Source organism: Sphingomonas sp., assembly GCF_035758555.1.
Lineage (GTDB): Bacteria > Pseudomonadota > Alphaproteobacteria > Sphingomonadales > Sphingomonadaceae > Sphingomonas_B.
Genome location: NZ_DASTXI010000039.1, coordinates 24,155 through 34,694 on the forward strand (window position 1 = coordinate 24,155; position 10,540 = coordinate 34,694).

Here is a 10,540-nt window from a genome sequence, read left to right on the forward strand (position 1 = left end):
AAAAGAGTTTCGGGGTGGGTATCTGGTGACGGCCTCTTCTTCGCATATGTTCCGCAACCGGCCGATCCCCGCCTTGCTCGCGGGTACGATGCTCGCCGGCCTGTCGGGCCCGCTCGCGGCGCAGACCATATCGCCGCCGCCCGAGACTCAGGCTACGCCAGCGCCGGAGACTCCGGCGCCGGCGCCGACGCCGACGAATGCGACGGCGCCCGCAGCGCCTGCTCCCGCGCCGATCATCATCAGCCGCATCGACGTGGTCGGGTCGCAGCGTATCGAGCCGGACACCGTCAGGTCGTACATCAAGCTGCGGCCGGGCGACGTCTACACGGCGGAAACGGGCGACCAGGCGATCAAGGACCTGTTCGCGACCGAGCTGTTCGCCGACGTGACGATCCGCGAGGCGAACGGCGTCGTCACCATCGAGATCAAAGAAAACCCGGTCATCAACCGCATCATCTTCGAGGGCAACAAGCGGCTGAAGGAGGACAAGATCCTCAAGGAGATCCGGCTCGCGCCGCGCCAGATCTTCACGCGCTCCAAAGTCCGCGCCGACGTTGCCCGGATCATCGAGCTGTATCGCCGCCAGGGTCGTTATGGCGCGACCGTCGATCCGCAGATGGTCATGCTGGACCAGAACCGCGTCGACATCGTCTATTCGATCCATGAGGGCGGCAAGTCCAAGGTCCAGCAGATCAACATCATCGGGAACGAGAAGTTCGACGATGGCCGGCTGCGCCATGAGATGGCGACCAAACAGGCGCGGTTGACCAGCTTCTTCAGTTCCAACACCAGCTTCGACCCGGACCGGCTTGCCTACGACCAGCAGAAGCTGAGGCAATTTTATCTGACCGAGGGCTATGCCGATTTCCGCGTGGTCTCCGCGATCGCCGAGCTGACGCCGGACAAGCGAGACTTCATCATCACCTATGTCGTCGAGGAAGGCGATCGGTACAAATATGGCGACGTGAAGGTCGAAAGCGACCTGCGCGACTTCAAGCCGGATTTCGCGCAGCGCCTGCTGCCGATGAAGAAGGGCGACTGGTACAACGCGAAGCAGGTCGAAGACACGGTCAACAGCCTGAACGAGACCGCCGGTCTTCTCGGCTATGCCTTTGCCGAAGCCGACCCGCTGTTCGATCGCGATCCCGACGCGAAGGAGATGAACCTCACCTTCCGGCTCGCGGAGACGCCGCGGGTCTATGTCGAGCGGATCAATATCAACGGCAACACGATCACGCAGGATAAGGTGGTCCGGCGCGAGTTCCGGTTGCAGGAAGGCGATCCGTTCAACACGTTCCAGGTCAAGCGTTCGAAGGATCGCATCCAGTCGCTCGGCTATTTCCAGGAGAAATTCGAGATCGACCAGAAGCCCGGCTCGACGCCGGACCGGGTCATCCTCGAAGCCAATCTGGAGGAAAAGCCGACCGGATCGCTGTCGCTGTCAGCGGGCTATTCGAGCCTCGAGCGTTTCCTGATCAACGCCTCGATCGAGCAGACCAATTTCCGCGGCCTCGGCCAGTCGCTGTCGGCGTCTGTCAATTATTCGCGCTATGCCAAGTCGGTCGAGCTGGGCTTCACCGAGCCCTATTTCCTCGACAAGAACATCGCGTTGGGCGGCAACGTCTTCCGTCGCGACTATAACTCGTTCAACTTCATCAACGGCAACCGGCGCAATACCACCTACAGCCAAGTCTCGACCGGATTCGGGATTCGGCTCGGCGTGCCGATTACCGAATATATTCAGCTGCAGGGTCGATACGGGCTTTCGGTAGACGATGTCACGCTTTCGCGGGCATTCTTCACCGGCGACAACTGCGATCCGCTGCTGGCCGGCCGCTATCTCTGCGACGCGATCGGCACCCGCACGACCTCGTCGGTCGGCTATTCACTGGCGTACACCACGCTGGACAACAGCATTCGCCCGACCCGCGGCAGCCGTCTCGTTCTGAGCCAGGATTTTGCCGGCCTGGGCGGCAGCGTCAAATATCTGAAGACCGTCGCCAGCGCCGACAAATATGTGAATCTCGGCCGCGGCTTCATCGTCAACTTCAGCCTGCAGGGCGGCTATATCCACTCGTTCGAGGGCAAAAGGTTCGATGCCTCCGGCAACGAAGTCGATCCGATCCGCCTGATCGACCGCTTCTATCTGGGCCAGCCGCAGATGCGCGGGTTCGACATTCGCGGCATAGGTCCGCGCGTCCAGCGCATTCCTTACGCCGTCGATCCAGAGACCGGCCAATATATTCCCATCGGCAACACCGGGGAGTTCGAGCTCGATACCACGCGTAAGAACCTGCTTGCTGATGACGCGCTCGGCGGTCGTGCCTATTATCTCGGCCATATCGAGATGCAGATCCCGCTCGGCTCGGGGGTGCGCGAGCTTGGTATCCGCCCGTCGGTTTTCGTCGACATCGGATCGGTGTTCGGCGTGAAGAGGCCGCCGGTGCTGAACCTCAAGCCGGGCGATTCGCGCCTGACGCGCGACATTCTGGACATAAACGGCAACGCGCAGTGCACGAAGCCCGCTACGGAGGAGGGCGGATCGGCGACGCTGATTCCGCGCCCGGCCGCCGGCTGCCCGACCGGCACGACGCCATTCACGCAGACTATCGCAGCATTCAGGGAGGTTTTCCTGGGGGATACGCCCAAACCGCGCGTTTCGGTCGGTTTCGGCGTCAACTGGAACTCGCCGTTCGGCCCGTTCCGCATCGACATCGCCAAGGCAATCATCACGCAACCGGGCGACGATCCGCAGCTCGTCACTTTCAACGTAGGAACGCAATTCTGATGAAGACCATGATCAAGACGCTCGCCGCCGGCCTGGCGCTCTCCACCGCAGTTGTCGCGGTCCCTGCCGCAGCTCAGGTAAGCAGCCTCGGCGTCGCCAATCTCGATGCGGCGGTGCAGCGCTCGACCGCCTGGACCACCGCGCTGTCGCAGATGCAGACGACGTACAAGGCGACCATCGACCAGCTCAATTCGCGGGAAGCGGCGATCCGCACCGAACTGCAGCCGCTTGTCACCAAGCTGCAGACCGACGCGAAGGCCGCGAACCCGAACCAGCAGGCGCTGCAGCAGCAGTACGCCACGCTGCAGCAGCGGCAGAACGCGGCGCAGCAGGAGCTGGCGAAGATCGGTCAGCCGGTCGCCCGGGCCCGCGCCTATGTCGAGGAACAGATCGCGGCCAAGCTCGACGACGCGCTGCGCGCCGCGATGACCCGCAAGAACGTCAGCCTGGTGGTGCGTCCGGAAGCCGCGCTGTCGTACCAGCCCGCCGCCGACATCACTGCCGACGTGACCACCGAGCTGAACCGGCTGGTGCCGTCGGTGAGCATCACGCCGCCGGCCAATTGGCAGCCGGGCGGCCAGCAGGCGGCGGCTCCGGCCACTCCGGCTGCGCAGCCTGCCCAGCAGCAGAAGCAGCCGCAGGGCCGCTAAGATGACTGAAGCGGACGAGGGAAGCGCGGCCATCGGCCCACTGAACGCCACCAGGGTGCTGGCGGCGCTTCCCCACCGCTATCCGATGCTGCTGGTCGATAGGGTCGAGGAGATCATTCCCGACCGGTCGATCGCGGCGATCAAGGCGGTCACGTTCAACGAAGGCTTTTTCCAGGGCCATTTCCCCGGCCGGCCAATCATGCCGGGCGTGCTGATCGTCGAGGCGCTGGCGCAGGCCGCGGGCGTGCTCGCGGTCGAATCGCTGGGACTGAGCGGCTCGGGCAAGCTCGTGTATTTCATGGCGATCGAGGAAGCGAAGTTCAGGAAGCCGGTCGAACCCGGCGTGCTGCTCCGCCTGGAAGTCGAGTTCGTGCAGAAGCGTGCGCGGGTGTGCAAATTCGCCGGCCGTGCGCTGGTCGACGGGCAGGTCGCCGCCGAGGCCAACTTCACCGCGATGATCGCCGATCCGCCTTCGGCCTGACAGTTGTCACGCGCGGTCGCTTCTGCTAGCGGCCCGCCTTTCCTTCAGGCTGGTCGGAACCAGCCACTCCGGAGATTGAAGTCATGAAGAAAGACACGCACCCCGATTACCACATGATCAAGGTGCAGATGACCGACGGCACTGTCTACCAGACCCGCTCCACCTGGGGGAAGGAAGGCGATACGCTGGCGCTCGAGATCGACCCGCTCGCCCACCCCGCCTGGACCGGCGGCAGCCAGCGCCTGCTCGACCAGGGCGGCCAGGTCGCGCGCTTCAACAAGCGCTTCGGCGGCCTGACGCTGGGCAAGAAGTAAGGTCTTCCCTCTCCCGAAAGGAGAGGGAAACACTCACCGCATATAATCGGCCGGGTTCGGCGTCGGGCGGTTGCAGGCGAATTCGAAGCCGCGTTCGCAGTCGCGGACCTGCATGCGCCAGACGTACATCGCGTCGGCATAGGCGCGCTGCTGCCGGTCATATTGCGAGGCATTGGCGGCGATCCGCGAATCGCGGGCGCGCATCGCATCCAGCCACGCGGCCATGTCCGCGTTGTACTGGGCCTGAAGGTCCGCGCTGATCGCGGCCGCGGCACCGGCGGAAGAGCTGCCCGACGTCATGCTGTTGGCCTCCGCGACGTCGTCGCGGTTCGGATTGTTGATCGCCTCTGTGCGGACCTGAGGCTTGTCGTAGCCGCGGTCGGTCGGCAGCGGCGTGCGCGGCGTGCCCGGATCTTCCTTCGTCCCCGGCTGGGTGGGCGGATTGGTCGGCGGGGCATTCTGCGCGGCCAGCGGCGCGGCAAGCGCGAGCAGGGCGGCGCCCGCAATCAAGCGCTTCAACATCATTCTCTCCTCTCAAAAACTGCCGCGACAACGGCTTGAGAGGCGGACCCGTTCCGATTCAAGCGGGCGAGAAGGTGCCTGTGCTTTCGTCGAGCAGGTGAAGCACGCCGTCCGCGACCGCGAAATAGGCGCCGCGCAGCCTGAGCCTGCCGCTCGATTCGCGCACCGGAATGCAGGGGAAGGTGCGCAGATTCGCAAGGCTGACGCGGACGCTTTCCAACTCCAGCGCGCGAATCGCTTCCGGGCCTTCGCCCATCTCGGCAACGATGCGGTCGCGCGCTTCGTCGAGCATCGACATCCAGCGCGCGATGAAGCCGCCCTCGCCCGGCGGCGCGTCGCGGAAGCGGCGGGTGAGGGCGGCATTGACGCCGCCGCAAGCGCCGTGAGCCATGATCACGATCTCTTCGACCTCCAGCTGGGTCACCGCGAACTCGAGCGCCGACGAAACGCCGTGACGCAAGCCGCCCAGCTCGAACGGCGGCACCAGCGCGCTGACGTTGCGCACGACGAAGATTTCGCCCGGCGAGGTGTCGAAGATGATGCTGGGATCGACCCGGCTGTCCGAGCACGCGATCACCATTGCGCGCGGCGATTGGCCTTCCTTCAACTCGGCCCAGCGGTCGCGCTGCTGCTTCCAACCTGTTTCCCGAAAACGGCGATAGCCGGCGATGAGGTCGTCAAATCCTTGGCTCATACGCTCTCCGTTAGGAAGCTGCGGTGGGGCTGGCAAGCGCGGGCGCGGGTCGCTATCTGCGCCCCATGAGCGAAGCCGATCCCGCCTTTCCTGTCCCGAGCCTTGCCGAGGGGCGTCCTCCGCGTGTCCGCAAGCCCGACTGGATCCGGGTGAAGGCGCCGACCAGCACCGGCTTTGCCGAGACGAAGCAGCTCATGCGCCGGCTGAACCTCGCCACCGTGTGCGAGGAAGCGGCCTGCCCGAATATCGGCGAGTGCTGGACCAAGAAGCACGCCACGGTGATGATCCTTGGCGACACCTGCACGCGGGCCTGCGCCTTCTGCAACGTGAAGACCGGTATGCCGCGCGCGGTCGATGCGAAGGAGCCGCAGCATGTCGCCGACGCGGCGGCCGAGCTGGGGCTGGAGCATATCGTCGTGACGTCGGTCGACCGCGACGACCTGGTCGACGGCGGCGCGAGCCAATTCGTCAAGGTGATCGAGGCGCTGCGGCGGACCACGCCCTCGACCACGATCGAGATCCTGACGCCGGATTTCCGCAACAAGCACGAGGCCGCAGTCGAGGCGATCGTCGCGGCGCGGCCGGACGTCTACAACCACAATCTGGAAACGGTGCCTCGGCTGTATCCGACGATCCGGCCCGGCGCGCGCTATTACGCGTCGCTGCGGCTGCTGGAGAGCGTGAAGAAGCTCGATCCGTCGATCTTCACCAAATCCGGCATCATGCTGGGCCTGGGCGAGCAAAGGCTCGAAGTGCACCAGGTGATGGACGACATGCGTTCGGCCGACGTCGATTTCCTGACGATGGGCCAGTATCTGCAGCCGACGCCTCGCCACGCGAAGGTAGAGGAATTCGTGACGCCGAAGGCGTTCGACGCCTATGCCGCGATAGCGCGAGCGAAGGGGTTCCTGCTGGTCGCTTCGTCGCCGCTGACGCGGTCGAGCTACCACGCGGGCGACGATTTCGCGCGGATGCGGGCGGCGCGGGAGGCCAAGCTCGCGCGCTGATGCCGAGGCATTCCGAAACCCGGCAGCTGCCTTACACGCCCGAGCAGATGTTCGATCTGGTCGCGGACGTGGGCCGCTATGCCGAGTTCCTGCCCTGGGTCGCGGCCGTGCGCGTGCGCTCGAACAGCTCGACCGAGATGGTTGCGGACCTGATCGTCGGCTTCAAGGCGCTGCGCGAGCGGTTCACCAGCCGGGTGCACAAGGAGCGGCCGGGGCACATCCATGTCGACTATCTCGAAGGCCCGCTCAAGCATCTGAGCAACGACTGGAAATTCCGCCCGGACGGGAAGGGCGGCACGCTGGTCGATTTCTGCGTCGACTTTGCGTTCAAGAATCGCGTGTTCGAGGCGATTGCCGGCCAGATGTTCGACATGGCGCTGAGGCGGATGATCGGCGCGTTCGAAGAGCGCGCAGCGGCGCTCTACGGTGCCGGAGGCGCCGATCCGGCCATCGGCGCGTCGGGCATCAACAGTTCGAGCGCACACAGCGCCGCCTGAAGACGAATGCCGCCGCGGCCGAGATTGCCGAACTCGCGGCGCTCGGCCTTGATCTTGTCGGGCGGTGCGTCGCGTTCGGCGCGCGCGAAGACGACGGTGCCGACCGGCTTCTTTTCCGATCCCCCGTCCGGTCCGGCAATGCCGGTGATCGCGACCGCGACATCGACTTCGGCGCGCTCCAGCGCGCCCTGCGCCATGGCCCAGGCATTGGCGATCGAGACCGACCCGAACGTTTCCAGCACGTCGAGCGCGACGCCGGCGAGCTTCATCTTGGCGTCGTTCGAATACGTGACGAGACTTGCTTCGAACACGTCGGACGAGCCGGGAATCTCGGTCAGCGCGGCGCCGACCAGTCCGCCGGTGCAGCTTTCCGCGACGGCGAGGCGGCGGCCGACGGCACGGTTGGCCTCGATCACCTGGCGTGCCTTGTCGATCAGTTCTTGCGGCAACAGGAATTCGACGCTGGGATGATCGGGGGCACTCATCGGAAATCCTCGTAAAGGCTGATCGTCGCGGCGGCCTGGGCCGCGATCCCTTCGCCGCGGCCGGTAAAGCCAAGCCGCTCTGTGGTGGTCGCTTTCACGCTAATCCTGCCGGGCGCAAGCCGCAACAGTTCGGCGATCCGCGCGCGCATGGCGTCCCGATACGGGCCGATCTTCGGCGCCTCGCAGATGATGGTCAGGTCGACATGCTCGATGCGGCCGCCGTGTTGCTCAACAAGCGCAGCAGCATGTTCGACGAAGCGGGAGGAGGGGACGCCCCGCCATTGCGGATCGCCGGGCGGGAAATGCGTGCCGATATCGCCTTCGGCGATCGCGCCAAGGATCGCATCGGTGAGGGCATGAAGCGCAACATCGGCGTCGGAATGGCCGGCCAGACCTTTCGCGTGCGGAATCGGTACGCCGCCGAGCCACAACTTCTCGCCCTCGACCAGCCGGTGCACGTCGAAGCCTGTGCCGGTGCGGAACGAGCGCTGGCCGTAGCGGGCTTCGGCCATAGCGAAATCTTCCGGGCGTGTGATCTTTTCGAGCATCGGGTCCCCCGCGACCAATGTCACTTCGTATCCGGCCGCGCGCGCCATTTGCGCGTCGTCGGTAGGTTCGCGGTCGGCGGTCCAGGCGCGATGTGACGTCATGATGTCGTCGAAGCGGAAGGCCTGCGGGGTCTGGACGCGGACCAGCGCGTCGCGATCGACCACGTCGCCGAGCAACGCGCCGTGTTGAGCGAGCGTGTCGGCGACGGGCAGGGCGGGGACCGCACCGGGGCTGGTCTCCAGCGCCGCGAGCAGCCGGTCGATCACCGCCGGCGGGACGAACGGGCGGGCGGCGTCGTGGATCAGTACGATCCCGGTGCCGCCGAGCGCTTCAATTGCGTCCAGCCCGGCGCCCACGGAGAGGCGTCGCGTTGCTCCGCCGGGCGCGATGCCGAGCAGCGGCCGGTCGCCGAGCGCGGCACGGAGCGGCTCCTCGTCGCCGACGACCAGCACGCCGTCGATAGCCGGATGGGCCGCGAGCCGGTCATAGGCGTGGGCAACAACGGTCTTGCCGGCGAGCTTGCGGAATTGCTTCGGCACGCCGCTCCCCGCGCGTTCGCCTTTGCCGGCGGCGACGATCAGTGCGATGACCCTGTTCACCGCGCCCCGTTAGCCGCCCCTCGCCTTGCCGAAAAGGGGCGGAGTCGCTATGTGCCCGCCTTCCCATGACCCAGCTCAAGCCCATCCAGATCGGTCCGGTCACGATCGACAGCCCTGTGCTGCTGGCGCCGATGACCGGCGTCACCGACCTGCCGTTCCGGCGGATCGTGCGGCGCTACGGATCCGGCCTGAACGTCACCGAGATGATTGCCAGCCAGGCGATGATCCGCGAGACGCGCCAGTCGCTGCAGAAGGCGGCGTGGGATCCGATCGAGGAGCCGGTGTCGATGCAGCTCGCCGGTTGCACGCCGCGCGAGATGGCGGAAGCGGCGAAGCTGAACGAGGACCGCGGCGCCGCGATCATCGACATCAACATGGGCTGCCCCGTGAAGAAGGTCGTGAACGGCGATGCGGGCTCCGCACTGATGCGCGACATTCCGCTCGCCGCCGCGATCATCGAGGCGACGGTCAAGGCGGTGAAAGTGCCGGTCACGCTGAAGACGCGGATGGGCTGGGATCACGCCAGCCTGAATGCGCCAGAGCTTGCGCGGATCGCCGAGGATCTGGGCGTGCAGATGATCACGATCCATGGCCGCACCCGCTGTCAGATGTACAAGGGCGAGGCAGACTGGGCGTTCGTCCAAAACGTCAAGAACGCGGTCAAGGTGCCAGTAATCGTCAACGGCGACATCTGCTCGATCGCCGACGCGGAGCAGGCGCTGGCCCAGTCCGGCGCAGACGGCGTGATGATCGGCCGCGGCGCCTATGGCAAGCCGTGGCTGCTGAAGCAGATGATGCACTGGTTTGCGCATGGCGTGGAGCTGCCGGACCCGACGGTCGAGGAACAATATCATTTGATCGCCGATCATTACGAGGCGATGCTCGCACATTATGGCGAGATGACGGGTGTCAACATGGCCCGCAAGCATATCGGCTGGTACACCAAGGGGCTGCCGGGATCGGCCGAGTTCCGCAACCTGGTGAACCAGGAACCGAGCGCGGATGCGGTTCTGGCGATGTTGCGCGAATTCTACAGTCCGTGGCTCAGCCGCGCGGCAGCCTGAAGACGGATCGCGCCGAAAAGCTGTTGCGGACGCGCAACATATGTTTGGCAAACCGTAAAACTGTTGTATCCGTGCAACGATGAACGCCGGCCTGGCCGACTCCCCGATCCGCGCACCGCGCTGGCGGCGGACGCTGTCCGTGATCCGCCGCCGCTCGCGCTATATGCCCGCCGTGGAGCTGCTGACGCTGCTGCTGGCGGTGGGGATCGCTGTCGGCAGCTATTTCCTGCTGGAGGCGCAGCCCGGCAGCCGGCCGCTGACGCCGCCGCTGGTCGCGCTGCTGCTGATCGCGAACCTCGTGCCGGCGATCGCCCTGCTGGTGCTGTGGGGAAGGCGGGTGGCGAAGAAGCGCGCCGCCAAGTCGCCGATCGGCGGGGGAGGGCGGCTGCACGTTCGGCTGGTCGCCCTGTTCTCTGTGATCGCGGCAGTGCCGACGATCCTGGTCGTGATCTTCGCGTCGCTGCTGTTTCAGTATGGCGTCGAATTCTGGTTCTCGGACCGCGCGCGCGGGATGCTCGAGAACGCGGGCGAACTGGCGCAGGGCTATTATCAGGAAAAGCGGCAGGAAGTGGCTGCCGAGACCGTCACCATGGCGGGCGACCTGCGCGATTATCTGTCGCAGGCGCGATCCGACAGCCCAGAGTTCGCCGAAGGCTATGGGTGGCAGGTGCTGTCGCGCAAGTTCAGCGAGTCGGCGATCGTGACGATCAGCCCCGACGGCACCGCACACACGCTGGCGATGGTCAATCCCGATGCACGGCCGGTCGAGCAGCGCGTCTCGCCCGCCGTCGTCGCGCGCCTGACGCATGGCGAGCCGGTCGTCGTCACGAACAGCCCGGACCGGATCGAGGCCGTCACCAAGCTTATGCCGACCGGAAATACCTATCTCT

Annotated in this window: 11 protein-coding genes and 1 pseudogene; 8 read left to right on the forward strand and 4 right to left on the reverse strand. The window is 65.7% G+C overall.

The features are described 5' to 3' along the window. The first annotated feature begins 46 nt into the window (after positions 1–46). From bamA to rpmE, 4 genes are all read left to right on the forward strand, one after another. Positions 47–2,788 carry an outer membrane protein assembly factor BamA gene (bamA, locus tag VFT73_RS02210; RefSeq protein WP_326408517.1) on the forward strand — a complete coding sequence of 914 codons (2,742 nt, stop codon included), beginning with the start codon at positions 47–49 and terminating at the stop codon, positions 2,786–2,788. Continuing rightward, a complete protein-coding gene (locus VFT73_RS02215) occupies positions 2,788–3,438 on the forward strand; it encodes an OmpH family outer membrane protein (RefSeq protein WP_326408507.1) in 651 nt (216 codons plus the stop codon). The genes bamA and VFT73_RS02215 overlap by 1 nt, the downstream gene beginning before the upstream one ends. Before the next feature lies 1 nt (position 3,439). Continuing rightward, positions 3,440–3,919, forward strand: a complete 480-nt coding sequence (gene fabZ / locus VFT73_RS02220; RefSeq protein ID WP_326408508.1) for a 3-hydroxyacyl-ACP dehydratase FabZ — start codon at positions 3,440–3,442, stop codon at positions 3,917–3,919. Positions 3,920–4,002: 83 nt separating this feature from the next. Continuing rightward, on the forward strand, positions 4,003–4,233 hold the full coding sequence (gene rpmE / locus VFT73_RS02225; RefSeq protein ID WP_157027200.1) for a 50S ribosomal protein L31: 231 nt from the start codon (positions 4,003–4,005) through the stop codon (positions 4,231–4,233). Between the two features lie 33 nt (positions 4,234–4,266). On the opposite strand, the gene VFT73_RS02230 is transcribed toward rpmE, so the two are convergent. Both VFT73_RS02230 and VFT73_RS02235 read right to left on the reverse strand, forming a co-directional pair. Beyond that, positions 4,267–4,755 (reverse strand): hypothetical protein, encoded by a 489-nt coding sequence (locus VFT73_RS02230; protein WP_326408509.1) that lies wholly within the window; start codon positions 4,753–4,755, stop codon positions 4,267–4,269. 58 nt (positions 4,756–4,813) lie between these two features. Then, positions 4,814–5,449, reverse strand: coding sequence for a carbonic anhydrase (locus tag VFT73_RS02235; protein WP_326408510.1), 636 nt, complete (start codon positions 5,447–5,449; stop codon positions 4,814–4,816). Positions 5,450–5,514: 65 nt separating this feature from the next. On the opposite strand from VFT73_RS02235, the gene lipA reads away from it, so the two are divergent. Then, complete coding sequence (gene lipA / locus VFT73_RS02240; protein WP_326408518.1) at positions 5,515–6,456, forward strand: lipoyl synthase; 942 nt, start codon at positions 5,515–5,517, stop codon at positions 6,454–6,456. Then, on the forward strand, positions 6,456–6,953 hold the full coding sequence (locus tag VFT73_RS02245) for a type II toxin-antitoxin system RatA family toxin (protein WP_326408511.1): 498 nt from the start codon (positions 6,456–6,458) through the stop codon (positions 6,951–6,953). The genes lipA and VFT73_RS02245 overlap by 1 nt, the downstream gene beginning before the upstream one ends. Here VFT73_RS02245 and VFT73_RS02250 read toward each other — a convergent pair. Next, on the reverse strand, positions 6,878–7,438 hold the full coding sequence (locus tag VFT73_RS02250; RefSeq protein WP_326408512.1) for a CinA family protein: 561 nt from the start codon (positions 7,436–7,438) through the stop codon (positions 6,878–6,880). The genes VFT73_RS02245 and VFT73_RS02250 overlap by 76 nt on opposite strands. Continuing rightward, positions 7,435–8,586, reverse strand: a complete 1,152-nt coding sequence (locus tag VFT73_RS02255) for a bifunctional 2-C-methyl-D-erythritol 4-phosphate cytidylyltransferase/2-C-methyl-D-erythritol 2,4-cyclodiphosphate synthase (RefSeq protein ID WP_326408513.1) — start codon at positions 8,584–8,586, stop codon at positions 7,435–7,437. The genes VFT73_RS02250 and VFT73_RS02255 overlap by 4 nt, the downstream gene beginning before the upstream one ends. A 65-nt stretch (positions 8,587–8,651) precedes the next feature. Between VFT73_RS02255 and dusB the strand changes: the two genes are divergently transcribed. Both dusB and VFT73_RS02265 read left to right on the forward strand, forming a co-directional pair. Next, positions 8,652–9,650, forward strand: a complete 999-nt coding sequence (gene dusB, locus VFT73_RS02260; RefSeq protein ID WP_326408514.1) for a tRNA dihydrouridine synthase DusB — start codon at positions 8,652–8,654, stop codon at positions 9,648–9,650. A gap of 79 nt (positions 9,651–9,729) precedes the next feature. Continuing rightward, a pseudogene (locus tag VFT73_RS02265) lies at positions 9,730–10,540 on the forward strand (PAS domain-containing sensor histidine kinase); the annotation flags it as partial.